The organism is Nocardia sp. NPDC046763, assembly GCF_040645495.1.
In the GTDB taxonomy this organism is placed as follows: Bacteria; Actinomycetota; Actinomycetes; order Mycobacteriales; family Mycobacteriaceae; genus Nocardia.
Genome location: NZ_JBEYYI010000023.1, coordinates 130,073 through 156,748, shown reverse-complemented (window position 1 = coordinate 156,748; position 26,676 = coordinate 130,073). Strand labels below are relative to the sequence as shown.

The 26,676-nt window shown below is 68.6% G+C and carries 30 protein-coding genes and 1 pseudogene; 16 read left to right on the top strand and 15 right to left on the bottom strand.

Annotation, left to right across the window (positions count from 1 at the left end; translation table 11 throughout):
* The 8 genes and pseudogenes from ABZ909_RS31365 to ABZ909_RS31330 all read left to right on the top strand — a co-directional run.
* Positions 1 to 153 (top strand): annotated as a pseudogene (locus tag ABZ909_RS31365) (1,4-dihydroxy-2-naphthoyl-CoA synthase); the annotation flags it as partial.
* 128 nt (positions 154 to 281) lie between these two features.
* Complete coding sequence (locus ABZ909_RS31360; protein WP_357006741.1) at positions 282 to 671, top strand: VOC family protein; 390 nt, start codon at positions 282 to 284, stop codon at positions 669 to 671.
* A 96-nt stretch (positions 672 to 767) separates the two neighbouring features.
* Entirely contained in the window at positions 768 to 1,985 is a 1,218-nt protein-coding gene (locus tag ABZ909_RS31355) for an inorganic phosphate transporter (RefSeq protein WP_357006738.1), read from the top strand.
* Between the two features lie 9 nt (positions 1,986 to 1,994).
* Complete coding sequence (locus tag ABZ909_RS31350) at positions 1,995 to 2,264, top strand: hypothetical protein (RefSeq protein WP_357006735.1); 270 nt, start codon at positions 1,995 to 1,997, stop codon at positions 2,262 to 2,264.
* A gap of 25 nt (positions 2,265 to 2,289) precedes the next feature.
* Positions 2,290 to 2,652, top strand: a complete 363-nt coding sequence (locus tag ABZ909_RS31345) for a DUF3349 domain-containing protein (protein ID WP_357006732.1) — start codon at positions 2,290 to 2,292, stop codon at positions 2,650 to 2,652.
* Positions 2,653 to 2,761: 109 nt separating this feature from the next.
* Positions 2,762 to 3,898 carry an o-succinylbenzoate--CoA ligase gene (gene menE / locus ABZ909_RS31340; RefSeq protein WP_357006769.1) on the top strand — a complete coding sequence of 379 codons (1,137 nt, stop codon included), beginning with the start codon at positions 2,762 to 2,764 and terminating at the stop codon, positions 3,896 to 3,898.
* A 128-nt stretch (positions 3,899 to 4,026) separates the two neighbouring features.
* Positions 4,027 to 5,037, top strand: a complete 1,011-nt coding sequence (locus tag ABZ909_RS31335) for a daunorubicin resistance protein DrrA family ABC transporter ATP-binding protein (RefSeq protein ID WP_040862125.1) — start codon at positions 4,027 to 4,029, stop codon at positions 5,035 to 5,037.
* Entirely contained in the window at positions 5,034 to 5,873 is an 840-nt protein-coding gene (locus tag ABZ909_RS31330; protein ID WP_357006729.1) for an ABC transporter permease, read from the top strand. Before ABZ909_RS31335 ends, ABZ909_RS31330 begins: the two co-directional genes overlap by 4 nt.
* A gap of 40 nt (positions 5,874 to 5,913) precedes the next feature.
* Here ABZ909_RS31330 and ABZ909_RS31325 read toward each other — a convergent pair whose 3' ends face one another.
* Positions 5,914 to 9,462, bottom strand: coding sequence for a BTAD domain-containing putative transcriptional regulator (locus tag ABZ909_RS31325; RefSeq protein ID WP_357006727.1), 3,549 nt, complete (start codon positions 9,460 to 9,462; stop codon positions 5,914 to 5,916).
* A gap of 215 nt (positions 9,463 to 9,677) precedes the next feature.
* Between ABZ909_RS31325 and ABZ909_RS31320 the strand changes: the two genes are divergently transcribed.
* Positions 9,678 to 10,133 (top strand): SRPBCC family protein, encoded by a 456-nt coding sequence (locus ABZ909_RS31320; protein ID WP_357006724.1) that lies wholly within the window; start codon positions 9,678 to 9,680, stop codon positions 10,131 to 10,133.
* Positions 10,134 to 10,205: 72 nt separating this feature from the next.
* Positions 10,206 to 11,075, top strand: coding sequence for a 1,4-dihydroxy-2-naphthoate polyprenyltransferase (locus ABZ909_RS31315; protein ID WP_357006721.1), 870 nt, complete (start codon positions 10,206 to 10,208; stop codon positions 11,073 to 11,075).
* A gap of 17 nt (positions 11,076 to 11,092) precedes the next feature.
* Here ABZ909_RS31315 and ABZ909_RS31310 read toward each other — a convergent pair whose 3' ends face one another.
* The 3 genes from ABZ909_RS31310 to ABZ909_RS31300 all read right to left on the bottom strand — a co-directional run bounded on the left by ABZ909_RS31310 (position 11,093) and on the right by ABZ909_RS31300 (position 12,355).
* A complete protein-coding gene (locus ABZ909_RS31310) occupies positions 11,093 to 11,473 on the bottom strand; it encodes a phage holin family protein (protein WP_357006718.1) in 381 nt (126 codons plus the stop codon).
* Between the two features lie 70 nt (positions 11,474 to 11,543).
* A complete protein-coding gene (locus tag ABZ909_RS31305) occupies positions 11,544 to 12,134 on the bottom strand; it encodes a Clp protease N-terminal domain-containing protein (RefSeq protein WP_357006715.1) in 591 nt (196 codons plus the stop codon).
* Positions 12,134 to 12,355, bottom strand: coding sequence for a hypothetical protein (locus ABZ909_RS31300; protein ID WP_040813561.1), 222 nt, complete (start codon positions 12,353 to 12,355; stop codon positions 12,134 to 12,136). The genes ABZ909_RS31305 and ABZ909_RS31300 overlap by 1 nt, the downstream gene beginning before the upstream one ends.
* Before the next feature lie 355 nt (positions 12,356 to 12,710).
* Here ABZ909_RS31300 and ABZ909_RS31295 point away from each other — a divergent pair, with 355 nt between their 5' ends.
* On the top strand, positions 12,711 to 13,085 hold the full coding sequence (locus ABZ909_RS31295) for a hypothetical protein (RefSeq protein ID WP_357006712.1): 375 nt from the start codon (positions 12,711 to 12,713) through the stop codon (positions 13,083 to 13,085).
* Between the two features lie 38 nt (positions 13,086 to 13,123).
* Here the strand turns inward: ABZ909_RS31295 and ABZ909_RS31290 are convergent, their stop codons facing one another.
* Both ABZ909_RS31290 and ABZ909_RS31285 read right to left on the bottom strand, forming a co-directional pair.
* Positions 13,124 to 14,209, bottom strand: coding sequence for a PLP-dependent cysteine synthase family protein (locus ABZ909_RS31290; protein ID WP_357006709.1), 1,086 nt, complete (start codon positions 14,207 to 14,209; stop codon positions 13,124 to 13,126).
* Positions 14,206 to 14,517 carry a DUF4229 domain-containing protein gene (locus ABZ909_RS31285; protein ID WP_354851448.1) on the bottom strand — a complete coding sequence of 104 codons (312 nt, stop codon included), beginning with the start codon at positions 14,515 to 14,517 and terminating at the stop codon, positions 14,206 to 14,208. Before ABZ909_RS31285 ends, ABZ909_RS31290 begins: the two co-directional genes overlap by 4 nt.
* 250 nt (positions 14,518 to 14,767) lie before the next feature.
* Between ABZ909_RS31285 and ABZ909_RS31280 the strand changes: the two genes are divergently transcribed.
* On the top strand, positions 14,768 to 15,001 hold the full coding sequence (locus ABZ909_RS31280; RefSeq protein ID WP_051152909.1) for a BldC family transcriptional regulator: 234 nt from the start codon (positions 14,768 to 14,770) through the stop codon (positions 14,999 to 15,001).
* Positions 15,002 to 15,070: 69 nt separating this feature from the next.
* The gene (locus ABZ909_RS31275) at positions 15,071 to 15,259 is read left to right on the top strand and encodes a hypothetical protein (RefSeq protein WP_357006707.1); all 189 of its coding nucleotides are present in this window, start codon (positions 15,071 to 15,073) and stop codon (positions 15,257 to 15,259) included.
* Positions 15,260 to 15,351: 92 nt separating this feature from the next.
* On the opposite strand, the gene ABZ909_RS31270 is transcribed toward ABZ909_RS31275, so the two are convergent.
* Positions 15,352 to 15,753, bottom strand: coding sequence for a Dabb family protein (locus tag ABZ909_RS31270; protein ID WP_357006704.1), 402 nt, complete (start codon positions 15,751 to 15,753; stop codon positions 15,352 to 15,354).
* 110 nt (positions 15,754 to 15,863) lie between these two features.
* Between ABZ909_RS31270 and ABZ909_RS31265 the strand changes: the two genes are divergently transcribed.
* Positions 15,864 to 16,490, top strand: coding sequence for a TetR/AcrR family transcriptional regulator (locus ABZ909_RS31265; protein ID WP_357006702.1), 627 nt, complete (start codon positions 15,864 to 15,866; stop codon positions 16,488 to 16,490).
* On the opposite strand, the gene ABZ909_RS31260 is transcribed toward ABZ909_RS31265, so the two are convergent.
* Entirely contained in the window at positions 16,478 to 17,056 is a 579-nt protein-coding gene (locus ABZ909_RS31260) for a TetR family transcriptional regulator (protein ID WP_357006699.1), read from the bottom strand. The two genes, ABZ909_RS31265 and ABZ909_RS31260, sit on opposite strands and share 13 nt — an antisense overlap.
* Before the next feature lie 91 nt (positions 17,057 to 17,147).
* On the opposite strand from ABZ909_RS31260, the gene ABZ909_RS31255 reads away from it, so the two are divergent.
* The gene (locus tag ABZ909_RS31255) at positions 17,148 to 17,570 is read left to right on the top strand and encodes a hypothetical protein (protein ID WP_357006697.1); all 423 of its coding nucleotides are present in this window, start codon (positions 17,148 to 17,150) and stop codon (positions 17,568 to 17,570) included.
* 61 nt (positions 17,571 to 17,631) lie between these two features.
* Here ABZ909_RS31255 and ABZ909_RS31250 read toward each other — a convergent pair whose 3' ends face one another.
* The 7 genes from ABZ909_RS31250 to hemL all read right to left on the bottom strand — a co-directional run bounded on the left by ABZ909_RS31250 (position 17,632) and on the right by hemL (position 25,699).
* A complete protein-coding gene (locus ABZ909_RS31250; RefSeq protein ID WP_357006694.1) occupies positions 17,632 to 18,822 on the bottom strand; it encodes a Rieske 2Fe-2S domain-containing protein in 1,191 nt (396 codons plus the stop codon).
* A gap of 167 nt (positions 18,823 to 18,989) precedes the next feature.
* The gene (ccsB, locus tag ABZ909_RS31245; protein WP_357006692.1) at positions 18,990 to 19,979 is read right to left on the bottom strand and encodes a c-type cytochrome biogenesis protein CcsB; all 990 of its coding nucleotides are present in this window, start codon (positions 19,977 to 19,979) and stop codon (positions 18,990 to 18,992) included.
* Positions 19,979 to 21,598, bottom strand: coding sequence for a cytochrome c biogenesis protein ResB (locus tag ABZ909_RS31240; RefSeq protein WP_357006689.1), 1,620 nt, complete (start codon positions 21,596 to 21,598; stop codon positions 19,979 to 19,981). Before ABZ909_RS31240 ends, ccsB begins: the two co-directional genes overlap by 1 nt.
* Position 21,599: 1 nt before the next feature.
* The gene (locus tag ABZ909_RS31235; protein WP_357006766.1) at positions 21,600 to 22,424 is read right to left on the bottom strand and encodes a cytochrome c biogenesis CcdA family protein; all 825 of its coding nucleotides are present in this window, start codon (positions 22,422 to 22,424) and stop codon (positions 21,600 to 21,602) included.
* Positions 22,425 to 22,429: 5 nt separating this feature from the next.
* Positions 22,430 to 23,065 (bottom strand): TlpA disulfide reductase family protein, encoded by a 636-nt coding sequence (locus ABZ909_RS31230; protein ID WP_357006686.1) that lies wholly within the window; start codon positions 23,063 to 23,065, stop codon positions 22,430 to 22,432.
* Positions 23,066 to 23,153: 88 nt separating this feature from the next.
* Positions 23,154 to 23,759, bottom strand: coding sequence for a histidine phosphatase family protein (locus tag ABZ909_RS31225; protein ID WP_357006764.1), 606 nt, complete (start codon positions 23,757 to 23,759; stop codon positions 23,154 to 23,156).
* A 602-nt stretch (positions 23,760 to 24,361) separates the two neighbouring features.
* Complete coding sequence (hemL, locus tag ABZ909_RS31220) at positions 24,362 to 25,699, bottom strand: glutamate-1-semialdehyde 2,1-aminomutase (RefSeq protein ID WP_357006683.1); 1,338 nt, start codon at positions 25,697 to 25,699, stop codon at positions 24,362 to 24,364.
* 386 nt (positions 25,700 to 26,085) lie between these two features.
* Here hemL and ABZ909_RS31215 point away from each other — a divergent pair, with 386 nt between their 5' ends.
* Positions 26,086 to 26,433 (top strand): hypothetical protein, encoded by a 348-nt coding sequence (locus ABZ909_RS31215; RefSeq protein ID WP_357006680.1) that lies wholly within the window; start codon positions 26,086 to 26,088, stop codon positions 26,431 to 26,433.
* The last annotated feature ends 243 nt before the right edge of the window (positions 26,434 to 26,676 follow it).

Sequence of the window (26,676 nt, the reverse complement as noted above, 5' to 3'; positions counted from 1 at the left end):
TTCAATCTCACCGACGACGGACTGGTCGGCCAGCAACTCTTCGCCGGCGAGGCGACCCGCCTGGCCTACATGACCGACGAGGCGGTCGAGGGCCGTGACGCCTTCCTCGAGAAGCGCGAGCCCGACTGGAAGCCCTACCCCTGGTACTTCTGAACTCACCAGGCTCTCAGGGGCTACGCCCCCGAACCCCAGCGAGAATTCGGTAGCGCCGCCCCCCGGCCCCCACGAAGTGCCACGCCGAACCCGGACCACAGCAAACAGCAAGCTGTCATGCTGCACCCATGGAGATACTGAGCAGTCGGGTAATCCTGCGGCCGCGCGACTACGAGCGGACGGTGGAGTTCTATCGCGATGCGCTGGAGCTGGCCATTGCCCGCGAGTATCCGGGTGGGACGGTCTTCTTCGCGGGGCAGTCACTGATCGAGGTGGCCGGGCACGGGCGCGCGGACGGTGCTCCGAGCGGGTTCGCCGGAGCCATCTGGCTGCAGGTGCGCGACTGCGACGACGCCGCCGCGGAGCTCGCGCTGCGCGGGGTGATCATCGACCGCGCGCCCGAGCGCGAACCGTGGGGATTGATCGAGATGTGGATCCGCGATCCCGAGGGGACGCCGCTGGTGCTCGTGGAGGTGCCGGCGAATCACCCGCTCCGGCGCGACATCCGAGGCGACTGAGCACAGCGGAGCGCCCCTTAGCACGGCGGTAACTGTGAAATACGTCCGGGGGCACCGGTTAACGGAGCGTAAAGAGCATGACGCAGACTGGTCGGCGTGTCTGCCGAACTGCTCGTTCTGCTGATCGTTGTTTGCACAGCCTTGGCATTCGACTTCACAAACGGATTTCACGACACCGCGAACGCGATGGCCACCTCCATCGCCACCGGTGCCCTCGCCCCGCGTACCGCCGTACTCCTGTCCGGAGCACTGAATCTGGTCGGTGCGTTCCTCAGCGTCGCCGTCGCCGCGACGGTCGCCGAGGGCATCGTCGACCTGTCGGAGGTGAGCGGCCGCGCTCTGCTGGACATCGTCTTCGCCGGACTGGTCGGCGGCATTCTGTGGAATCTGTTCACCTGGTTGTTGGGTTTGCCGTCGAGTTCCTCGCACGCCCTGTTCGGTGGCCTCATCGGCTCGACCATCGCGGCACTGGGCCTGCACGGGGTGATCTGGACGGCGGGCAGCAAGGGTGTGCTCGCCAAGATCATCATCCCGGCCGTGCTCTCCCCGATGGTGGCGGCGCTGGTGGCCTCCATCGCCTCCTGGGTGGTGTACCGGATCACCCGCGGCAGCAACGAGAAGACCGTGACCCGCGGCTTCCGCTGGGGACAGATCGGCACCGCCTCCCTGGTCTCGCTGGCGCACGGCACCAATGACGCGCAGAAGACCATGGGCATCATCTTCCTGGCACTCATCGCGCACGGCTCGGCCAAGGCCAGCGATCCGCTGCCGCTGTGGGTCATCGTGTCCTGCGCCATCGCCATGGCCGCCGGCACCTGCCTCGGCGGCTGGCGCATCATCCGCACCCTGGGCAAGGGCCTGGTCGACATCGTGCCGCCGCAGGGCTTCGCCGCCGAATCCACCAGTGCGGCGATCATTCTCACCTCGGCCCACTTCGGCCTGCCGCTGTCCACCACCCAGGTGGTCACCGGATCCATCCTCGGTTCCGGCATCGGACGCCCGGGCGCGGAGGTGCGCTGGGGCGTGCTCGGCCGCATGGTGGTGGCCTGGGTGCTGACCCTGCCGCTGGCCGGTGTGGCGGGCGCGATCTGCTGGGCCATCCTGCACGGCCTCGGCGGCGCGGCCGGCGTGCTGGTGGTGCTGGCGCTGCTGATCGCCATGGCCGCGTTCATCTGGTTCCGGTCCAAGCGCGCGGTGGTCAACTCGCACAACGTCACCGAGGAGTGGGGTGGCGCGGCGGACCCGGCCACCGCGAACGGTCGCAGTGCCGTCCCCGCTGCTCCCCGCAATGACGACACCGTCGGCATCGGCTAGGAGACCGCAATGCACACCCTGCTGCACAACCTCTCCGACCTGTGGCGAGTAATGCTGGCCGCCTTGATCTTCGGGGCCGGGCTGCCGACCGTGTTCGCCATCGGCATTCGCTTCCGCTCCCAGGTCGACGACGGTGCGACCGGAGCCACCCGGACCGCCGCGCTGGCCGCGTCCCTGATCTGCTTCGCGGTGGTCATGATCGCGGTGGTCGCCGGTGTGCTCTTCATCGCACGCGGCTTCCTGGCCTCCCGACTCGGAATTCACCTGCTCGGCGCGTGACGCCGCCTCATCGAAAGGCACGCTCGTGAGCACCCCCGAAGGAACGAACCAGGCGGCCACCGACCCTGCCCGCACCCCGCCGCCGCGCCAGAACGTCCTGCGGAAGGTGCTGGACTGGCTGAAAGCCGGATACCCGCAGGGCATTCCGCAGTCCGACTATGTGGCGCTGCTCGCGGTCCTGCACCGGCGGCTCACCGAATACGAAGTGCACCTCGTGGTGGAGGAGCTGATCCGCGAGCGGGTGGCCGCCTCCGATATCGAGCGCGCCGACATCGAGGCGGCGATTGCCCGAGTTGCCAAGGAGCAGCCCGGCGAGGACGATATCGCTCGGGTGGCCTCCAGGCTCGCAGCCGGTGGATGGCCGCTGGCGACACCGACGTCCGACTGACCGCACGAGACCCTGCAGCATCGACATCCGGCCGCTGACCCCAGCGCGCGCCGCCACCCCACGGAATGACACGATCGCGAACGTGAGCAATACCCTCCGAATCCTCCCCATGCCCACCGGCGCAGCGGTGGGCGATGTATTGCCGCATCTGCGAGAAGCCTTGGAGGGCAACGGCCCGGCCTGGCTTCCGGTTCCCACCGCCGACCGCCGCGAGGCCCAGCGCCTGAGCGGCAGCCTGCGCCCCGGCGAGGAGATCGACGACGACGTGGCCCTGGTGGTCACCACCTCCGGCACCACCGGAAACCCCAAGGGCGCCATGCTCACCGCGGCCAATCTGCGGGCCAGCGGCGACGCCACCCACGAGCGCCTGGGCGGGCCCGGACAGTGGCTGCTGGCCCTGCCGACCCACCACATCGCAGGCATCCAGGTGCTGCTGCGCAGCATTCTGGCCGGGACCGAGCCCACCGTGCTGGACGTGTCCGGCGGCTTCCTGCCCGAGGCCCTGGTCGGCGCGATCGCCGGCATGCGCGGGCCGCGCCGCTACACCTCGCTGGTCCCGACCCAGCTGATCAAGGCCCTCGACGAGCCGGCCGCCACCGCGGCGCTGGCCGACCTGGACGGCGTGCTGGTCGGCGGCGCGGCCACCCCCAAGCCGGTGCTGGACCGGGCCCGCGCGGCGGGCATCAAGGTGTTCCGCACCTACGGCATGAGCGAGACCTGCGGCGGCTGCGTGTACGAGGGAGTACCGCTGACGGGCACCCGGGTACGCATCGAGGACGGGCGGGTGCTGCTCGGCGGCGACACCATCGCCAAGGGCTACCGCAATATCCCCGACCACCCTGCCTTCGCCGAACCCGGCTGGTTCCGGACCGAGGACGCCGGTCACCTCGACAATGGGGTGCTGACCATCACCGGCCGCCTCGACGAGGCCATCATGACCGGCGGTCTGCTGGTCATACCCCAGGTCGTCGAGGCCGTCCTCATCACCCACCCGGCCGTCTCCGAGTGCGTAGTGCTGGGCCTGCCCGACGACCGCCTCGGCCAGCGCGTGGCCGCCGCCATCGTTCCGGCCCCGGGCGCCACCGCACCGAGCCTCGACGAACTGCGCGACCACGTGGTCGCCGAACTCGACGCCATCGCGGCCCCACGCGAACTGGCCGTGCTGGACGAACTGCCGCTGCGGGGTCCGGGCAAACCCGACCGTGCCAAACTGCGACAGCTGCTGCTGGCGAATTCGGCGCACTGAGCGGAGCGGGCCGGTCCGGTCCGCTTCCACGGAGGTGATGGCCGCTTGCGCCGCGGTGATCACCTCTTGCGCGGGGCACGCAATAGCCGTGCAAGGGGGGTGCAAGGCCGTCCCCGCAGGGTGTAGCCATGACTTCTTACACACCTGCTGAGACTCTCGCCATCGAGGCGGACGGCTTGGTCAAGGTCTTCGGGGAGCAGCGGGCCGTCGACGGCGTGAGTCTCGCGGTGCCGCGGGGGGCCGTCTACGGCGTGCTGGGACCCAATGGGGCCGGCAAGACCACGACCATCCGCATGCTCGCGACGCTGCTCCGCCCGGACGGCGGCAGTGCCCGCATCTTCGGCCGCGACGTGGTCGCCGAGCCCACGGCGGTGCGGTCGCTGATCGGTGTCACCGGCCAGTACGCGTCCGTCGACGAAAAGCTCACGGCCACCGAGAATCTGGTGATCTTCTCGCGGCTGCTGGGCCTGTCGAAGACCGAATCGCGGCGCAAGTCGGCCGAGCTGCTCGAGGAATTCGGCCTGACCGAGGCCGCCGACAAGGCGCTGGAGAACTTCTCCGGCGGCATGCGGCGCCGCCTGGATCTGGCCGCCAGCCTGATCGCACGGCCGCCGCTGCTGTTCCTGGACGAGCCGACCACCGGCCTGGACCCGCGCACCCGCGCCCAGATGTGGGACACCATCCGGCGGCTGGTGAGCGAGGGCTCGACCGTGCTGCTCACCACGCAGTACCTGGACGAGGCCGACCAGCTGGCCGACCGGATCGCGGTCATCGACCACGGCCGGGTCATCGCCGACGGCACCTCCGACGAGCTCAAGTCCTCGGTCGGGCTGTCCGCGCTGCAGCTGACGCTGACCGACCGCGACCGCATCGAAGAAGCGCGAAACCTGGTGGGCGAGATGCTGTCCCGCGCGGCGGGCCGGACCGTCGAGGCCACCATCACCCCCGAAGCGGGGCGCATCACCGCACCCCTGCCCGATCCCAGCATCACCACCGACGTCCTGATCCGGTTGCGCGAGGCCGACATCCGGGTCGACGAGATCAATGTCGCCAAGCCGAGCCTGGACGAGGTGTTCTTCGCCCTCACCGGCCACGCGGCCGAGACCGACACCGACGAGACCGAACGGAGCGCGGCATGACCACGACTCTCCCCGCCCCCACCGGGCGGCACGCGGCCACGACCGCGCCCATCCCCGAAGTGACCAACCACATTCCGCTCCGGCAGACCGTGGCCAATTCACTGACCATGGCCTACCGCGGCATCCTCAAGATCAAGCACAATCCGGAGCAGCTGTTCGACGTCACGATTCAGCCGATCCTCTTCACCGCATTGTTCGCCTACATCTTCGGTGGGTCGATCGGCGGCAATGTGCACGACTACCTGCCCATCCTGATTCCGGGCATCCTCGTCCAGACCGTCGTGCTGACCTCGGTGGTCACCGGCACCCAGCTGCGCGAGGACATGGACAAGGGCGTCTTCGACCGGTTCAAATCCCTTCCCATCGCCCGCATTTCGGCGCTGGCGGGCGCACTGCTCGCGGACATGGTGCGCTACGGCCTGGCCTGGTCGCTGACGGTGGTGATGGGCCTGATTCTCGGCTACCGCCCGGCGGGCGGGTTCGCGGGCGTGATCGTCGCCGGTCTGCTGGTGGTGTTCTGCTCCTTCGCGATCAGCTGGATCTGGGCGCTGATCGGCATTACCGGCAAGAGCGCGCCCGCGGTGCAGGGCATCTCCATGATGATCATGTTCCCACTGACCTTCATGTCCGGCGCGTTCGCCCCGGTGTCGACCATGCCGGGCTGGCTGCAGGGCCTCAACAAGGCCAACCCCATCTACTACATGGTCGATGCGGCCCGAGAGCTGATGAACAGCAATGTCTACAGCTCCAACCTGGCGTACTCGATCATCGGCTCCATCGTCGTGATCGCGATCTTCGCCCCGCTCGCGGTGAAGGCGTACATGCGCCGCGCCTGACGCGGCCGCTCGCCCCGCGGTTGGGACGCCCGTCCACCGGTCACCGGTGGACGGGCGTTTCGCGTAGGGTGCCGTCGATCGCCCTCAGGTGTCCCATGATCCGGTCGGCGGCCGTGCGACGCCCCAGTCCCGCAACAGAATTCAGCGCGGCGATGATCCGCTCCTCCCCCACCGCGGCGCGGTGCAGATCCAGGTGCCGCTGCCACTGCATCGACGGGTAGTCCTGGCGTCCGAGTACCTTCGCCGTCAGGGCGATCAGGTCCAGACCGGTCTCGACGTGCTGCCCGGTGGCCAGCAGATAGGTGCCGATCGCGCAGCTCATCGAGCCGATCTGGGGTAGATCCCAGTACTGGCCGCCGATCAGGCGGACCGCGACATCGGTGAGTTCCGCGGCGGTCCGGTGCATCTGCTCGACGCGGCCGGACAGCACGTGGGCATCGATGACGGCGGACACGAAGATCAGGGTCGCCGGTCCAGGCATTCCGACATTGTGCGGCCAGTCCATCAGCGCGGGCACCTGCCGGAAGCGACGCAGCCCGGTGTCGATATCCCCTTCGGCGAGTTCGATTTCCGCCAATGCGGCCGCGACGGCGGCGATCCGGTGGTTGGGCTTGGTCACCGGTGCGTCGAGGGGCAGGTCGCCGACCACCCCGAGGGCCGGTTCGAGGGCCTGCCGGGCCGCGGCGGGCTGCCCGGTGCCCGCCAGCGTGATGGCCAGCAGGCCGCGGACCTCCACGGCTTCGTCCCAGGACCGCAGTTCCTCGAGCAGGTCGACGGCCCGCCGGTAATACCCGACCGCCTCGGTGTAGCGCGCCGACTGGCCGTGCATGCTGCCGAGGTGCTGGGTGGTCATGGCGGTGCCCCAGGTGTCCCGGTCGCCGCTGATGCGCATGGCGATCTCGGCGTCCTTGATCGAGCGGTACGCCAAGCCGTTGTTCTCGAACAGGTTCGCGCGCAGCAGCAGGGCCGCGAGCCGGATCTGCTCGTCCGGTGACCGGACACCCGCGCTCAATCTCCGGGCCAGCTGCGTAGTGTTGCGGGACCGGGTGACCAGTTCGCCGAGATACCGTGCGACCGGGCTCATCGGCGCGCCCGACGCCAGAATGCGCCGGAGCGTGATCCGCACCCGCCCCACCCGGCGCTGGTCGGAGGCGCCGAACATCAGGTGCATACCGAGGATCAACTGGCCGTGGACGTAGAGGTCGGTCTCGGCCGCGACGGCCGGAAAGGTAGTGGGCGGCAGGGCGATGACGCGCGGCGACCAGCTGATCAGTTCGGCGTGCGCGCCGCGCAACATCCAGAGTCCGGCCAGAGTCGGGAACACCGTGTGCACGGTCTCGGGATCGCGTTGGTCCAGCGCGTAGCGCAGCACGGCGATCAGGTTGTCCATGTCCGCGCCCAGGGCCAGGACCGCCGACACCTGTTCGGTGGTGTCGTACCGCCGCGCGGTGTCGACCGCGAATTCCCTGGCCCACTTCGACATTCGGTCCATGACCAGGCCGGATTCGCCGGTGAAGGCCAACTGCTCCTCACCGAACTCGCGGACAGTCTCCAGCATCCGATAGCGGGTACCGCCCTCCTCGTCCTCCAGCACCGTCAGCAGCGACTGACTCACCAGACCGTCGACGGCCATGGCGGGATCGTCGATCTCGGGCCCGGCCAGCAGATATTCGGCGGCGCCCAGCGTGAATCCGGCAGGGAATCGGCACAGTCGGCGCAGTGCCACCCGCTGCGGCTCGTCGAGCAGGTTCCAGCTCCACTCGATCACCGCGTGCAACGTGCGATGACGCTGCGGAGAACTGCGATCTCCGCTGCGCAGCAGGGCGAATCGGTGGTCGAGGCGGGATTCGATCTCCTCGACGCCCATGGTGCGCACCCGCGCCGCCGCCAGTTCGATGGCCAGCGGCAGTCCGTCGAGGTTGCGGCAGAGCCTGGCCACCACCTCCGGATCCAACCGCACCGACGGGCGCACCGCACGGGCCCGTGCCTCGAACAGATCGGTGGCGGGTGACCCGGCGGCGTCGATGGTCAACGGCGGCAACGGATACACCGCCTCCGCCGTGATCTCCAGCGGTGCGCGGCTGGTGGTGAGCACGGTCAGCTGATCGCTCACCCCCACCAGATCGGCGACCACCTCGGCCACCGGTTCGATGAGGTGCTCGCAGTTGTCCAGGATCAGCAGTACCGGGCGCGCCCCGAGGGCCTCCCGCAGTTTCTGCCGGATATCGCGGCCACGCACCGGCCGCAGCACGTTCGTCTCCCACACGACATCGGCGACGCCGAGAGTGGTCGCGATGGCGGCCTCGATCTCGATGCGGGTTTCGGCCGCACCGTCGGATTCCGAACGCAGCGAGGCCAATTCCACCAGCATCACCGCGGTCTCGTGCGCCATCCGCACACCCAGTTCGTTGGCGATCCGCGTCTTCCCGGTCCCGCCCGGCCCGAGCACGGTGACCACCCGCGAGGACCGCAGGATCTCCTCCAGCGCTCCCAGGTCGGCCTCCCGGCCCAGCAGCGGATTCGGCGCGGCGCGCAGTCCGATCGCGTTCTCGCCCACCAGTTCTCGCGCCTCTGCCGCCCGGGCGGATCCCGCCCCGCGACCCAGTGCGCGTGCGTGACCCGATGAGCGGCCATCGATCGGCGCCACCTGCCCGAAAGCTGCGGAACCGTCACCGCCGAAGCCGCTCCCCCCGGCCACGCCGGGCACCACGGACAGCCTGTGCGCGGTGGCGCCGGCGGGCCCATCGGGCCGGACACTACTGCCGGCCGTCCCGGATTCGGGCGCTGCCGCCGAATATCCTTGCGCGCCGGCCGTACTGCCGATCGGCGACACCGGCTGCCCGGGCAGGGGTTCACCGCGCAGGATGGCGGTATTCACCGCGACCAGCGCCGGGCCCGGGTCGGCGCCGAGCTGGTCGACCAGCCGGGTGCGCAGGGTGGCGAAGACATCGAGGGCCTCGGTGGTGCGGCCTGCCGCGGCAAGCAGGCGCATGAGGGTGCCGTGGGCGGGCTCGTCCAGCGGGTCGGCGACAACGGCCTGCTGGGCCAGTTCGATGGCGGCGGGCAGGTCACCGACGGCTTCGCGGACGGTCAGCTCCAGCGCGTCCAACGAACGGCGGCGGGTGGCCGCCAGGGTGGCGAGTTCCTCGGCGACGGGACCGGGCGGCAGGTCGGCGGCGGGTTCGCCGCGCCAGAGCGTGCGGGCCGCGGCCACAAAGTCCAGACAGGCGAGGCTGTCGCCGGCGGTATGGGCTTGGCGGGCTTGCCTTTCCAGCTGCTGGGCCAGCGTCAGATCGACCTGCTCGGGTGCCAGGACCAGCCGGTATCCGGCGGGACCGATTTCGAGCGCGCCCTCGGGCAGCGCCGACCGCAGTCGCGAGACCTGGGTGTGCAGCGCGTTCATGGGCGCGCGCGGCGGGTCCTCGCCCCAAACGTCGTCGATGAGCGCCTGCGCGCTGCGACTGCGGCCGGGGTGCACGGCCAGTGCCGCCACCAGCAGCCGAGCCCGCGCGCCGGGTACGGCGGCCAGCCCGCCGTCGCGGCGCAGTGCGATCTCGCCCAGCAGGGCCACCAGGGTCGAGTCGCCCACGTTCGCCACCCGCGCGCTTCCCGTGCTGCTCGAACTGCCGTTGTGCGAATTCATTCCTTGCCAATCGTAGGTGAGCGGGCGGGCGGTCGCCGGATGCGCACGGCCGATGTCAGGCCGGGGCGCCGGACCCGGCTTACCCGACGCGCCCGGCCCGGCTCAACCGGATTTATCGCGGGCAAGGCCCATTCGGGGCCGGCAGCGCCTACGCTCATGCCATGGCCGAATTCGACATTCACCGGGAAACGGTCATCAAGGCCGATCCCGCACAGGTTCAGGCACTCGTCGACGACTTCCACCAGTGGCGCAAGTGGTCGCCGTGGGAGAACACCGACCCCGCCATGGAGCGCGTCTACAGCGGGGCCGATCGCGGCATCGGCGCCCACTACTTCTGGAGTGGCAATCGCAAGGCCGGCCGCGGCGATATGGAGATCACCTCCGCCACCTCCGACGCCATCGGCATCAAGCTGCACTTCGAGAAGCCGTTCAAGGCGACCAACCAGGTCACCTTCGAATTCCGCCCGCAGGGCGACACCACCGCGGTGACCTGGCGCATGACCGGCACGCAGAACGGCCCGATGGCCATCATCGGCAAGCTGTTCCCGATGGATCGCCTGGTGGGCAAGGACTTCGAGAAGGGGCTGGCCCAGCTCAAGGCCGCAGCCGAAAGCTGACCGCGGCCCGTCCCGGCGTCGCCGGACACTCGGGCGGGCGCGACCGCCAACCCTCACACTAGGCTGCGAAGCATGGCTACAGCAGCACAGTGGATCGAGGGCGCTCGGCCGCGCACCCTCCCGAATGCTATCGCCCCGGTTCTGGCAGGCACGGGGGCCGCGGCCTCGATCGACGGGTTCGTGTGGTGGAAAGCGATACTGTGCCTGCTGCTTTCGGTGGCGCTGATCATCGGTGTCAACTACGCCAACGACTACTCCGACGGCATTCGCGGCACCGATGACGAGCGGGTCGGCCCGCTGCGGCTGGTCGGTTCCAAGCTGGCGGCTCCGGCGGCGGTGCGCAATGCCGCCATCGCCTGCCTCACGGTCGGCGCGGCCATCGGCCTGGTGCTGGTGATCACAAGCGCCTGGTGGCTGCTGCTGGTGGGCGCGGCCTGCCTGGCGGGGGCGTGGTACTACACCGGCGGCCGGAACCCGTACGGCTACAGCGGTTTCGGTGAGATCGCGGTGTTTGTGTTCTTCGGCCTGGTGGCGGTGCTGGGCACCGAGTTCGTGCAGGCCGGGCGGGTGGACTGGGCGGGACTGGTGTGCGCGGTGTCCGTCGGCGCGTTCTCCAGCGCGGTACTGGTCACCAACAACCTGCGCGACATTCCCACCGATACCGAATCGGGCAAGCTCACCCTGGCGGTGCGGCTGGGCGACGCGCACACCCGCACCCTGCACATGGTGCTGATCCTGATCCCGTTCCTCGCGCTCGCACTGCTGGTGTGGCGCAGCCCATGGACCCTGGCCGCGCTGGTCGCGCTGCCGCTGGCGGTCCGCGCCCATGAGCCGGTGCGGACCGGCAAGAACGGTCCGGGATTGATTCCCGCCCTTGCCGGTACCGGTCAGGCGATGCTGGTCTGGTCGGCCGTGGTGGCCGTGGCGCTGGCCGTCGGCTGATCGACGGCCGGCCGGTCTCAGTCCTGGTCCGGGACCAGGACGCCGAGCACCCAGTTCACCAGGGAGATGATGACGCCGCCGAGCACGGCGGCCCAGAAGCCGTCCACGCGCAGGCCGTAATCCGTGGTGCCGGTGATCTTCGCGGTCAGCCACAGCATGAGCGCGTTGATCACCAGCAGGAACAGGCCCAGCGAGACCACGATGAAGGGGAACGAGAGCACCTTCACGATCGGTTTCACCAGCGTGTTCACCAGGGCGAACACCACCGTGATGGCCGCGATCACCAGGATCTTGCTCTGCGTGGTGTCCTCGGGCGTCTTGATCTCTATGCCGTTCACCCAGGCGGCGGCCAGCCAGATGGCCACCCCGTTGATCAGCAGACGTATCAGTAGCGTCATGCCCCGATCGTAGGGCGAGATCAACTCGCGGGCCGGACATCCGGAGAGGGCGGTCGGGCCGCGGGCCGAATCAGGCTGCGCGGTCGAGATACCCGGACACCGCATCACGCAGGGCGCGCATCGCCTCGTCGTCGCCGAGCAGGCGGCGGGTGACGCCATTGGGCGCGCGCAGCACGGCCAGCATCATGTGCCCGGCCTCGATGCGGTTGTCCTTGCGCGACACCGCCTCACGCAGGGACAACTCGATGACCTTCTTGGATTCCTTGGTGAAGGGAATGTGGCCGCGCGGGCCGCCTTCCGCGCCCCAGTACTTGCCCCAGCGCGACTGCTCGGCGGGCACGGCCGCATGGTCGAGGGCGTTCTCACCGAAGGTGGCCTCCAGGCTCTCGCGCACGGCGTCGAGATCGATGCCGATGGAACGCAGGGCCGCCGCGTCCTCCGCACCGAGCGGCTCGCCGGTCCGCTTGCGGGCCACCGCGTCTCGCACGCCTTCGGCGGTGAGCCCGTGCGCCGCAAGGACTTCCCGCAGACCCCGGTCGGGGCTGGCGAGCAGACCCAGCAGCACGTGCTCGACCTCGATGGTCGACGAGCACAGGTCCCGGGCCTCCTCCTGGGCCATGACCACCGCGTATCTGGCCGCCTTGTCGAATCGTTCGAACATCAGCGGATACCGCCCTTCCGGTTGTACTTCTGATGGACCGCCTGCCGACTGACCTCGAGCGCGTCCGCGATGGCCTGCCAGGACCAGCCCTGCTTGCGGGCATTGCCGACCTGAATGGCCTCGAGCCGCTCGAGCAATCGACGCAGTGCCAGCACCGCGCGGAGCCCGACCTGGGGGTCGGGGCTGCCGGCGGCGGCCGCCAGAGTCGTTGCCTCACTCATGAATGTCAATTTACGTTGACATTCACCGAGTGTCAACGAAAATTGACACAGTCGGAAAGGTGTTCGCCGTCAGCTGACATCACGTGACAGCCGGGAGCGGGACTCGCTCAGCCCCACGGAATGAACGGCGCGTAGTCGCGCACGCGGCCTTCGGTCCAGCCCCAGAGGGTGTCAGCCCGACGGCGACGCCGTCCTGCAGCCGCCAGCCGCGCGGCTTCTTCCCCCAGCGGTCACCGTCACGGTCCTGATAGAGATCGAAGGCGGGGCCACTCCGTCCCGGCAGGTCATCGAATCCCCCGGCACCGCACCGAAACTGCCGCCGGCCGAATTCGAGTATGCGCCGGCGGAGGGGCCATTGCCGCGTATCGAGGCCGACCACCCCACGCCCGCCGACCAGGAGTACCCGGATCTGCTCGACCCCGCCATCGGCACCGATCTCACCGAGCCGGTACGCAAACCGCGCACGCCGGCCATCACCGAGTTGCGAATCAATGTGTGGCGCACCCAATCGAGCCCGCAATCGTGGCTCCTGGCGCTCGACACCACGGTCGATCGGCCGACCGCGGTGACCCGTCCGGTGGTCCGTCAACGCCCCGAATCGTCAAGGTCTATTAACGCCCCCGGAGGCCCTGTTGCCCCGCCGAGGCTCACGAAAACCGCTGTGCCCGCTAACGATCCGAACCTAGCCAAACCGTTTCGGCAAATAAGTAGCAATCTTTCCGATGGGTGATCAACCGATATCAGCCAACCCGTCGTGCCGTGCGGAAACTATCCCGACCAAGTACCGGTGGCGATGAATTCGGTCAGCACCGCGGTGGGCTCGCTCAAGCTCAGCCCCTGGTCGGCAACCCATTCGTCATTGAAATAGGTTCCGGCATAACGGTCCCCGCCATCACAGAGCAGCGTCACCACACTGCCGGTACGGTCCGCGGCGATCAGGTCGGCAATCAGGGCAAAGGCCCCCCACAGATTGGTGCCCGTGGACCCGCCCACCCGCCGGCCCAGCACCGCACTCGCATGCCTGGCGGTCGCCACCGAGGCCGCGTCGGGCACCTCGATCATGCAGTCCACCACGCTCGGCACGAACGACGGCTCCACTCGCGGCCGCCCGATGCCCTCGATCCGGGACGGCATTCCGGTCTGATAGTCCAGGTCGTCGACCTCGTAGCCCCCGAAGAAGGCCGAGTTCTCCGGATCCACCACGGCCAGCCGGGTCGCGTGCCGCTTGTAGCGCAGGTAGCGGCCGATGGTCGCGCTGGTACCGCCGGTCCCCGCGCCCACCACGACCCACTCCGGCACCGGGTGTGTCTCCAACGTCATCTGCTGGAAGATGGATTCGGCGATGTTGTTGTTACCTCGCCAGTCGGTGGCCCGCTCGGCATTGGTGAACTGGTCCATATAGTGGCCGCCGGTCTCGTCCGCCAGACGCGCCGCCTCCGTATAGATGTCGGGCGCGCGCTCGACCAGGTGACAGCGACCGCCCTGGGCCTCGATGAGCGCCAGCTTCTCCGGCGAGGTCTTGGCCGGGACCACGGCCACGAAGTCCAGGCCCAGCATCCTGGCGAAATACGCCTCGCTGATGGCCGTCGACCCCGAGGAGGCCTCCACCACGGTGGTGCCCTCGGTCACCCAGCCGTTGCAGATGGCATACAGGAACAGCGATCTCGCCAGGCGGTGTTTGAGACTGCCTGTCGGATGGGTGGATTCGTCCTTCAGATAGAGCTGGACGCCCCACTCCGGCGGCAGGGGGTAGCGCAGCAGATGGGTGTCCGCGCTGCGCTGGGTATCGGCATCGATGAGCCGGACCGCATTGTCGACCCAGTCCCTGGGTGCGCTGCGATCGCAGCGTTTCACTGCTCGTCCTTGCCCTGCAGCCTCGACATCAGTTGGTCACGATCCCGGCGGCGCTTGGCGTCCACCGCCGCGATGTCCTTGTTGACCTGGGTACGCAGCTTCTTGAACAGCAGCAGCGACAGCGGCATCGCGATGAGCAGCCCGAACAGCAGGGCCACGATGAGCGGAATGGCCACCTTCACCACGGCGGCCACGCCCATGATGATCGCGGTGATGACGGCGACCAGCCCGAGCCGGGCCACCGTGTAGATAGCCAAACTGCGTGCCAGGCGGCGGCCCGCACCTTCGGGCCGGGTTGCATCACTCACGCAGAACAGCGTAGGTGACGGGAGTTCGGGCGCCGCCGCGGCCCTCGCCCGGCAGAAAATAAATCCGACCAGCCCGTATGTCGCTGGCAGTTCGCTGCATTGGAGCCAAACGTGACCGTAAACACATAACGGATATCCGTTTTGTCTATTACTTCCCCTTTACCAAAGCGAGACCGTTCGAACACCCAGGGGGTGCAGTGCAACGATGTCGCTACTGATGAGGGATCTGTCGAAACGGAAAGGTTTGCGAATGACTGCGTTCACCGCGGCGAGCCGCGCATTGGGTTCCGTCAACGGCCAGGACACTCTGCTGACCCCAGGCCAGGTCGCTGCCCTGTTCCACGTCGATCCGAAGACCGTGACCCGCTGGGCTCACGCAGGTCGGCTCGGCTCCCTGCGGACTCCGGGCGGCCACCGCCGGTTCCGCGAATCAGAAGTTCTGCAACTCCTGCGGTCCCTCACCACCGAGGCCACCCGCGTGTAACACCTATTTCCCGCTTCAGGTGCCGCGGATACGCACTCGGATTACCCTCGTTGTGAGGAGGTGAGCGACGTGACGTACCTGTTGGCACTCATCGCGGTAGTGGCCATCGCGATGCTGTGCTGGAAGGCTTTCGGACCCCAGCGATCGGCCGGCACCGGCCCAGCACCCGCTCGGCGCAACCGCGTAATCGGTCCCGAAGATGATCCGGATTTTCTCGCCAAGCTCTCCCGGGAGCATCGTGACGGCGAATCCACCTGAATTACCGAAGCTCGCCAACCAGATAGCCATATAGACAGATGTGACCGTCCCCCGCGGATCCGCACCAGCGGACCTACGGGGGACGCGTCGTTTCAGGCGAAGCGCACCTCCGGGATGGTGGCCATGAGCTCCTCCCATTCGGGGTACATCTCGACCTTGCGCTGATGCAGCGCCCGGATCTTGTCGGACAGCTCCGGATCCGGATCATCCGAAATGTCCGGGCCGATCACCAGTTTCGCGAAATGCGGTGCGATCTCCGGATCCCCGGCCAGATGTACCGGATCGTGCAGATACCGCTCCAACGCGGCCAGATCCTCGATACCCACACAGTAGGCATGTGTGAGGCCCTCGGCCGGATCCCCCAGGCTCTGCCCGACCGTCGCGAAACTCACCGACTCCACCGACGCGGTGCGGCGCATGGCCGCGAGTACCCCGGCCCGCTGCTGCTCGGTGGACTCGTCGCGGAATCGGAACCGCAAGACGTGAACGATCATGCCAACTCCTTCTTCTGAACTAACTAGTTCAATATTTCGAACCGGTCGATTCAGTAGACAGGATTGAACCCGCGAGTTCAATAGGACGAACACGCCGGTAGCATGGCGAGGTGACCACAGCGAAGGCGAGCCGCGGCCGCATCGACAAGCGGCAGGCCATTCTCACGGCGGCCCTGACAGTTTTCGCGCGACGCGGCTACGCCCAGGCCTGTGTGCAGGAGATCGCCGACGCGGCATCCGTCGCCAAACCGACGGTCTACAACCACCTCACCGACAAGGAGACCCTGTTCCGCGCGGCGATGTCGGCGGCCGCGGACGCCGTCGGGGAGCAGGCCCTGGGCGCGCTCGAACCACTGCGCGAGCCCGGCGGCGATCTCGCCACCGCCTTCGGCGAGACCGCCGCCCTGCTGCTGCAGTCCTGCTCGGACGAGCGCGCGCTCGCTCTGCACCGGCTCACCTACGCCCAGGCGGGCGACTTCCCCGATCTGGCCGAGACCGTCCTGGACCGCACCACGATCCGGCTCCGCGACGCGCTCGCCGACCGGCTGGCCCGGCTCGCGCTGGCCGGACGGCTGCGCCACAGCGACCCGGTGGTCGCCGCCGAGCAGTTCCTGGCGCTGCTGAGCGGTCCGCTGGAAGCGCGCTCGCGCCAGGGCAATCGGGCCGTCGGCGCGGCCGAACTCCAGGCCGTCTCCGACGCGGCCGTGGACACGTTCCTGCGCGCCTACCGCCCCTGAGCGCCCGACGCGAAGCGGTGGCGGACGAGATCGGTTGCGGCACGCGCCATTCGGTCGAAGGGCTCGATCTCGCCCGCTGCGCGGCAGAGCACGTGGGCGCCCTGCAGCAGGGTGAGCAGGGTGGTCGCCAGGTCCGCGGCGGTGGCCGGGTCCGCGCCGGCCGCGGTCAAGCGCTCGGCGAGAGTGGTTGTCCAGGAATCGAATGCGGTGGCGGCCACGGTGCGCAGGTCGCCGCTGTCGGGGTCCACGGTGACGGCGGCGACGGCGCAGCCCGCACCGTCGGCCGAGGCGGCCACTACCGGGCGGACCAGGGCCAGGAAGGACTCGACCAGGATCACCGGGTCGGCGGCCGGTAGCGCGGCCAGGCGCTCGCGCACCTGGTCGCCGTTGCGGGCGGCGGCCGTCGCCACCAGTTCGGCCTTGCCGCCGGGGAAGTGGTGGTAGATCGCGCCGCGCGCGGCGCCGCTGGCGTCCAGGACCGCGGTGAAGGACATGCCCGCGACGCCCTTCTTCTGCAGCGCGTCGATGGCCGCGTCGATCATCCGATCCCGCGTGGTCGCCGCCATTCTTCCTCCCACCGTTGACTAGTACGCCCATCCTAGTACACACTCGACTCGCTAGTACGTACGTACTAGCACTCAGAGAACGGAGAGCCGAATGCCCATCACCGTGACCGCACCGCGCGGCGTCCTCACCGCCCGCGGCGAACGCGAGATCCTGCCCGCCCTCACCGCGGCCCTGGCCGAGGTCAGCGGCGGCGCCGGCAATGACTTCTTCACCGGAATCATCGGCGGCAGCGTGCACCTGCTGCCGCCGGAGGACATCTATGCGGGCGGCGAGAATCAGCCGATCGTCATGGTCGAACTCAAGCTGCCCAATATCGGCCTGCCCGACCCGGACGCCCGCGCGGCCTTCATCACCGCGGCCACCGACATCGTCGCGGGGCTCACCGCCGCAGGCCATCGGCGCGAGGACATCTGGGTCAATATCCTCAATGCCCTCGACGGCGCCTGGGGCATCGGCGGCCGCGCATACACCGGCGAGGCACTGATCGCCGCGGTCACCGCGGCCGCCAACTGACGACGGTCCGGGCGGGTGCGCAGTACCGCGCCCGCCCGGACCGTCCGAAACCCGATCCCCGTCAGTGGCTGACGGCGTCCTCTTCCGCCTTGCGCCTGAGGTTTTCGGCGACCTCCGCCTCCCACGCCTCATTGGCCTTGGTGGTGTCGACCTCGAACTCGAAGCGCTGCACCGACTTCGGGTCGATGTCGGCGACGTCCACGTAGAACTGCTCGTACCACCGGCGTAGCTGGTAGACCGGGCCGTCCTCCTCGGTCAGCAGCGGATTCTCGATCTTGGACTTGTGCTTCCAGATCTCGACGTCCTGCAGGAAGCCCTCGCCGATGCCGACGGTCATCTTCTTCGCGATCCGATCGGCCGCGACATCGTCCACGCCCTGCGGCTTGCGCACGGACATGCCGTACTGCAGCACGAACGCGTCCTGCGAGATCGGGTAGTGGCAGTTGATCAGTACGGTCTCGAGCTCGAACCCGCTGTAGTTGTTGACGAGTGGATTGACCATGTAGGACGGCCCGAAGTAGGAGGCCACCGACTTCAGCGTCGAGTTCCCGCCGTACTGCGTGGCCATGCCCTTGTCCGGGCGCGCCGTGGAGTCCAGGAACTGGGTGGCGACGTGGCCCTCGAAGACGTTCTTGAAGAACGTCGGATATGCGAAGTGGATGTAGAAGAAGTGGGCCATGTCCACGACGTTGTCGATGATCTCGCGGCAGTTGGAGCCCTCGATCACCATGGACTCCCAGGTCCACTCGGTCCAGCCGTCGGAGAGCCCCTCGGTGCCCTTGCCCTCGGCATCGGTGTACGGGCCCTCGATGTAGGGGATCGTCACCTCGTCCGGCGGCGGGTTGCCCTCGTGGTCGTGCCACACGAAGAGCTGGTCGTTGCGCTCCAACGTGATCCACGACCGCGTCCGCGCCAGCGGCGGCACCCGCCGTGCGTACGGAATCCCGGTGCACTTCCCATTGCCGCCCCAGCGCCAGTCGTGGAACGGGCAGGCGATGGAATCACCTTTGATCTCGCCCATGCTCAGGTCGCCGCCCAGGTGCCGGCAGTAGGAGTCGAGCACGTGCAGCTCACCCTTGCTGTCGGCGAAGACCACCAGCTTGGTCCCGAATGCGGAGATCTGATGCGGCTTGCCGTCCCGGAACGACTTGGCGAGCCCGAGGCAATGCCATCCGCGTGCGTACCGCGTGGGCGCCTCGCCCACGTCGATCTCCCGCACCTTCCGAACCCGACCCTGCGGCGCCACAGCCATGACGAGCCCCTTCACTAAAAACTAGAACGTGTTCTAATCACGATCGCTTAATACGGTACATCCCCTGAGCACCGATCGGAAGTTCCCGGGAAAAGAAGAAGGCCCCGGCACTGAAACGTGCCGGGACCTTCCGAAACCCGTTGGGTCGGTTCAGGAAGCCTGTCGGGTCAGTTCAGACCCGCGTACGAGTGCAGACCGCTGACCACGATGTTGATGATGAAGAGGTTGAAGAGCATGGCCACGAACCCGGCGATGTTGATCCAGGCGGCCTTGGTGTCGCGCCAACCGGAGGTGGCGCGGGCGTGCAGGTAGGCGGCGTAGAGCACCCAGGCGATGAAGGAGCAGGTCTCCTTGGGGTCCCAGCCCCAGAAGCGACCCCAGGCGGCCTCGGCCCAGATCGCGCCGAGGATGACGCCGGCGCCGAAGATCGGGAAGCCGATGATGGTGGTGCGGTAGGCGAGCCGGTCCAGCAGCTGGGCGTCGGGGAGGCGGCGGGCCAGCTGGCCGAAGATATTGTCGGACTCCGCGCCCGCGGGCTGCCAGAGGCGGAAGAGGAACAGCAGACTCGCGACACCGGAGACCAGGAAGACGCCCGAGCCGATCGACACCACGGTGACGTGCACCGGCAGCCAGTAGGACTTGAGCGCCGGGACCACGGGGGCCGCGTCCACGTGCAGCTTGGTGCCCGCCAGGAACAGCAGGATCAGCACCGGCACCAGCAGGAACGACCACATGCCGCGATAGCGCTGGTCGCGCAGCAGGATCAGGCCGAGCAGCACGGCCGCGCCGGTGGCCATCGAGATGAACTCGAACATATTGCCCAGCGGGAAGCGGTGGGTCGCGAAGCCGCGCAACACGATCGAGACCAGGTGCACACCGAAGCCCACGAACAGCACCGCGAAGGCCATATTGCCCAGGCGCTCCGAGAAGGGGCGCTCGGCCCCGCGTGGCTGCACCTTGCCGGGAACGTTGGCGGGCGGCTCGTCGACGATGTCGGAACCGCCTCCGGCGGTGACCAACTGGCGGGCGGCGGCCGTCGGCACCGTGCGGGTGAGGGCGAACTGCCAGACCAGCATGATCCAGACCAGCGCGTAGATCACGATGGCCGACTTGAACGCGAGATCGCTGTAGGAGGCGATGTTCTCGTCGATCGGCATTACTTCTCTCCCGTCAGCAGCCGCTCACGCAGGCGGTCGAACTCGCCGCCCCACCCGGCCTGGTCGGTGCGGGCCAATCCGCCCATTTCTACTACGGTACGTCGTACCCCGTCGGTTTCGGTATCCGGGTACACCCGCAACCAGATGCGACGGCGCTTCACCAGCAGCGACACCAGCAGGCCCGCCATCATGGTCAGCGCCGACACCAGCACCCACTGCTGCGCCGGATCATGCGAAACCTGCAGGTTCACAAACTCTTCCGCGCCGTCGAAGGTGACCTTGGTGCCGTCGGACAGGGTCGCGGACTCACCCGGCTTCAGGTTCACCCGCTGTTCCTTCACCAGGCGGCCCTGTTTGATCATCTCCGGGTCCAGCGCGAACAGCGACTGCGCGCGGCCGGTGTCCAGGCCGGTATCGCCCTGGTAGATGTCGATCGCCACCGCGGGATCCTTCATGGCCGGATACATGGAGGTCAGCAGCTGCCCGTGCATGAGGGCGGTCGGCGCGAACAGGCCCTGGATCGCGACCTGATGCTTGCGGCGCTCCTCCTCGTTCGGGTACATGCCGCCCGGCGGATCGATGCGCAGCACACCCGAGGACAGGAAGGTGGTGGCGTCGTCCGGCTTCCACTGGATGGCCTCGGTGCGGGTCTGGCCGTTCGGGAAGGTCACCGTGAACTTGGGCGCGAAACCGTGGCCCTGCAGGTAGACCCGGTCACCGGCGACCCGCAGCGGATGGTTCACCTGGATGGTGGTGTCCCGCCAGGTGTCGGAGTTCAGATCCTTACCGGTCTGGTACTGGATGTTCGAGGTGAACATGGACGCCTGGCCGTTCTGCAGGTAGTCGGCCTGGAAGTCCTTGACCCGCACACACATCGGCGTCAGGCCGGTGCCGTCGTTCACATTGCCTGCACGGAACGAGTCGAACACCGCGGGCGACGTCGTGCAGAAACCCGGGCCGTCATTGGCGAGCACGACCACATTGCCCTCGTAGCCGAACAGCTTGCCGACCGCGATCGCCGCCAGCAGGCCCACCAGCGCCAGGTGGAAGACCAGGTTGCCGAGCTCGCGGGTGTAACCCTTCTCCGCCGAAAGGGTCAGTTCCCCTTCACGATCGCCCGGCTGCACGACCGTGCGCCAGCCACGCATCTGACCGCGAGCCCGCTCGATCACCTGCTCCGGGGTGACCGCGTCGGTCCCCGACCAGTGATGCGGCAGGCGAGAAAGGTTGCGCGGCGCCCTGACCGGCGGCGTGCGCAGCGCGCGGTAGTGATCCACACAGCGCGGCAGGATGCAGCCCACCAGCGAAATGAACAGCAGCACATACACGGCCGTGAACCAGAAGCTGGAGAACACGTCGAACAGCTGCAGCCGGTCCATCCACGGGCCCAGGGTCGGCCGATTGCGGATGTAGTCGTCGACCTTGCCCGCGTTCAGACTGCGCTGCGGCAGCAGCGCGCCCGGGATGGCGGCCAGGGCCAGCAGGAACAACAGCATCAGCGCGGTGCGCATGCTGGTCAGTCCGCGCCAGGTATTGCGCAGGACGCCGAGTACACGCCGCGGCGGTGACTGACGCGGCGGACGGACGGGGGTGCTGGGGGTTTCGATGGTGGCAGTCATGTCAGATCGGCAGGGTCACATTCGAGACGAAGGCGTCGCGGACCCAGGAGACGAACTGGTCCCACGCCCCGGTCACCAAGGCGATGCCGACGGCCACCAACAGCAGACCGCCCAGCACCTGAATGGTGCGGGAATTACGGCGCAACCAGCCGACGCCGCGCAGCGCGGTCGCCGAGCCGAAGGCCAGGATCACGAAGGGCAGGCCCAGGCCCAGGCAGTAGGCCACGATGAGGGCCACACCGCGGACCGCGGTGGTGCCCTCGGTGCCCGCCGACACCGCCATCACGCCCGACAGCGTCGGACCCAGGCACGGTGTCCAGCCGAGCGCGAAGACCGCGCCCAGCAGCGGAGCTCCGATGAGGCCGCTGAGCCGGCGCGGCTGCATGCGGGTGTCGCGCTGCAGCGCCGGGATGAGACCGATGAACGCCAGGCCCATCACGATGGTCACCACGCCGCCGATGCGCTGCAGCAGATCACGATTGACGTTCAGCACCTGGATCGCGCCGAAAACGGTCGCCGAGGCGAGCACGAACACCACGGTGAAGCCCGCCACGAACAGGCCCGCCGCGCCCGCCACCCGCAGGCGCGCGGAATTGCGGCCCGCCACGGCGGTTCTGGTGGTCCTGGCCGATTCCACCGTCACCGGCGGGGCCTCGGCGCCCACCACACCGGCCAGGTACGACAGGTAGCCGGGCACCAGCGGCACCACGCACGGCGAGGCGAACGACACCAGACCGGCCAGCATGCACGCGCCCAGCGCCAGCAGCAGCGGTCCGGTGGCGGCGGTCTGCTGGAACGAATCCCCCACGCTCGCCAGGTAGATCACATGGTTCACGCCTGCTCCTGCACGAGCTTGTCCACCACCGGCCGCAGGTCCTCGGCCAGCAGGGCGCGCAGGAACACCGCCGCCACCCGGTGCTGCTTGTCCAGCACGATGGTGGTGGGAATGACGCTGGTGGGGAACTTGCCGCCGAGCGCGAGCAGGCTGCGCATGGACGGGTCGTAGACGGAGGGGTAACCGACCTTGTTGTCGGTCACGAAGTCCTGGGCCTTGTCCTTCTGGTTGTCGCGGACATTGATGCCCAGGAACGCGACGCCCTTGTCCTTGCTCGCCTCGTAAACCTGTTCCAGCGCAGGCGCTTCCGCGCGGCACGGGCCACACCACTGGCCCCAGATATTGACGACCACGACCTTGCCGGGGAAATCGTCCACCGACGTGGTCTTGCCATCGTGCAGCAGATCCGGGCCGGACAGCTTGCCGATGGTGCCGCGCGAGGACGGCGGATCGTAGAAGATCTCGGTCTTGCCGCCCGGGGAGACGAAGTCGAAGGTGCCGCCCTGGGCCACCGCGTCCTTGCCCGCCGTCGAACACCCGGCGAGCACGGCCACCACACTCACACCGGCCAGCAACGCCGCGACCCGGCGCAGCGGGCGGCGGGCGGGCCGGGACGCGATGGCGCGGCTCATGCTGTGCTCTTTCGGCATGAGCGGGGGCCCTGCGTGGTTACGCAAGCAAGCGCGGAGAGGCGGAGCGACGCCTCCGGGCCTGACCCGCTCATGCCCCGGTCACCTTGGGGTCCGAGGCGCCCGCCGGCTCCGAGTAGACGATGTCGATCAAGGTATCGCCCTGGTAGACAAGCGAAGTCAGCGAGGCGAGCGAGCACTGGCGGTGCCGCGGGTCGTGCCACAGCCGCTGTCCCTGCAGGAAGCGGCGCAGCGTCCAGACCGGCAGCTGATGCGAGACCAGCACGGCCTCTCGGCCGGCGGCCTCCACCCGCGCCTTGTTCACCGCGGCCAGCATGCGGTGCGCGATCTGCAGATACGGCTCACCCCAGGACGGCGTGAACGGATCGCGCAGCTTCCACCAGTGCCGGGGCTTGCGCAGCGCGCCGTCCCCCGCCGAGACCCGCAGCCCCTCGAAGGTATTGCCGGCCTCGATCAGATTGTCGTCGGTCCGGATCATCAGACCGTGGCCCGTCGCAATGGGATCCGCGGTCTCCTGCGCCCGCTGCAGCGGCGACGCCACCACCAGCGCGATGTCATGATCCGCCAGCGACCGCGCCACGGCCTGCGCCTGCGCCCGCCCTGTCACCGACAACTGGAACCCGGGCAACCGGCCGTACAGGATGCCCTTGGGATTGTGGACCTCGCCGTGCCGCATGACATGCACGATCGTCTCGAGATCGCTCGCCACGTCACCCGGCAGGATCAACCCGCCCGTGGTGCCGGAGGCCACGTCGGCCCCGGCGGCAGCCGCCGCATTCGAATCGCCCGCGGCCGCGACAGCGAATTCCGTGCCCGATTCACCGGATTCATCCGAATCGGGATTGATCTCGACCACGATTTCGGACGAGAACGACGCAACCGGCGCAGCGGATTCACCCGCACCGAAGTCATCCGGATCCGTTTCGGGCCCGGCGGCGGGGACGAACTCCTCAGCCGCGGACACCGCGGCCTCGAACACCGGCGTGGCGTCATCGGACGCGCTTTCGGCAGTGCGCTCGCCCTCAGCCGAATCGGGCGTGCCCGATTCAGCCGGTTCAGCAGCGCTGGCGCCGATCTCATCGGCTACCGGGCCGGAATTGTCGGATTCCGTTGGGGCGGAAGCGGGTTCGGCCGGGGAGACGGCGATGTGCTCGCCGGTTTCGGCCAGTTCCTCCTCGGCCTGACGGATGGAGTCCAGGAGGCGGGTGGCCTCGGCGGCGGAGAGGGGAGCCTCGTGCTGGGCAGGTGCGGGTATGCCGGAGTCGGGGTGGGCGGAGCTCACGCGGCGGATCCTTCGGGGGTGGCGGCCGCCGCGGCGCGCGCGGCGGCGGGGAGGGCGGCGGCGATGCGGTCGAACGCGTCCTCGTCGAGGGCGGCCGAGACGAACCAGGCTTCGAAGGCGCTCGGCGGCGCGTACACACCGGCATCCAGCAGCCCGTGGAAGAAGGCTGGGAAACGCCAGGTTTCGCTCGCCTTGGCGGCGGCGTAGTCGGTGACCGGGTTCTCGGCGAAGAACACGCTCACCATATTGCCCGCGAATTGCACCCGGTGCGGGACGCTCTCGGCGGTCAGCGCCTCGGTCATGAGCGCGCCCAGCCGCTCGGCGTTCTTGTTCAGCGTCGCGTACACCTGCTCGTCGGCCGCGCGCAGCGTGGCCAGGCCCGCGGCCACCGCGACGGGATTACCCGAGAGGGTGCCCGCCTGATAGACCGGACCCAGCGGCGCCAGGTGATTCATGATGTCGGCGCGCCCGCCGAACGCCGCGGCCGGCAGGCCACCGCTCATCACCTTGCCGAAGGTGTAGAGGTCACCGGCCACGCCGTCGAGGCCGAACCAGCCCGAGTGGCTCACCCGGAACCCGGTCATGACCTCGTCCATGATGAGCAGCGCGCCGTGCTCGGTGGTGAGCCGGCGCAGCCCCTCGTTGAATCCGGCCACCGGCGCGACCGCGCCCATATTGCCGGCCGCGGCCTCGGTGATGACGCACGCGATCTGGCCCGGGTAGGCGGCGAACGCGGCGGCCACCGCGTCGAGATCGTTGTAGGGCAGCACCAGGGTGTCGGCCGCCTGCGCACCGGTGACGCCCGGCGAGGTCGGCAGGCCCAGCGTGGCCACGCCCGATCCGGCGTCGGCCAGCAGCGCGTCCACGTGCCCGTGGTAGCAGCCGCTGAATTTGATGATCTTGCCGCGCCCGGTGAAACCGCGCGCCAGCCGGACCGCGCTCATGGTGGCCTCGGTGCCGGAGTTGACCAGCCGCACCCGATCCACCGGAGCGACCCGGCCCGCGATCGCCTCGGCGAGCTCGATTTCCGCCTCGGTCGGCGCACCGAAGGACAGCCCGCCCGTGGCCGCCCGCTGCACCGCCTCGACCACCGCCGGGTGCGCGTGCCCGAGAATCATCGGACCCCACGAACACACCAGGTCCACGTAGTCGTGGCCGTCGGCGTCGGTCAGCGTGCAACCGCGCGCGGAGGCGATGAACCGCGGCGTGCCGCCCACGGAGTTGAACGCACGCACGGGCGAATTCACGCCACCCGGGATGACCGCCGCGGCGCGTTCGAAAAGTTGGGCTGAGACCGGGACCGACACCTGGCTCACACGCGGAGAAGAACTCACGGCACCCAGTCTCTCAGCCGCCCCTGCCCCCGTCGACGACAGGGTGTAGTCGAGTGGCCCTTCCCACAGCCAACCCGCCATCCTTGCACCCCGATACGAACACCGCATCCCGAAGGCGGACCGGCCGCCCACCCCGGCTACCGGAGCTCACAATGCCGATACCGCCTCCGCCGAACTCCGCGTGGCATCGGCCGAACCACGGGCGGCCCGACCGCGATGGTGAATGGCCTGGGCGCTGGGACGGCGGGGCAACACGCCGGAGTCCAGTTTCGGACAACGTTATTCGCTACACGATTGCTGGTGCGTAGTGTCTCGTCGCAGGAGACGGCTTGGGAGAGAGGTCGGGACGTATGCGGGTCGTTCGAATCGGGATTGGGATCGTCGCGGTGACGGCCGGGCTCGCCGCCGGGGCAGGAATAGCGGCAGCGGCGGTGCCGGAGGTGCAGATCGATCAGGGGCGGGTGGGGGTGACGCTGTCCCATAGCGAAACCGCCACGCTGTCGGATGGTCCCGTACCCGCAGTGATCAGCATGTTCGTGCCGCTGAACCGGATGGGGGCGGGCCTGCGGCCCGACACCGCCATCTACAAGGACGACAAGGGTGGCGTACACGCCTCGCTCCGGCAGGTGATCGCGGAGGCCGCCGATCACCCCGATGGCAGCGTCGCGATCTTCCTCGATCTGCCGGGCAGCCGGGGCGGACGGGTGCTGGATATTTACCAGAACTGGGGCTGAGGCGTTCACGTAAGCGGCAGCCAGCCCTCGCGTAAGCGGGGCTGACACCTTTTTCCGCAGCGGAGACGGCGGCGCGGTCTTCGGTCGCGCCGCCGCGACCCGTTACGGGAGTGGAATCCCCAGGCAGAACGCCGCCCATCCGGTGGACATCAGGCAATTCAGCTGGGGCGGTAGTAGGTCTTGCCAGGACTCGACCAAGGCGAAGCCGGACTTCGCACCCCTCCGCACAGCGTGTCGCGAAAA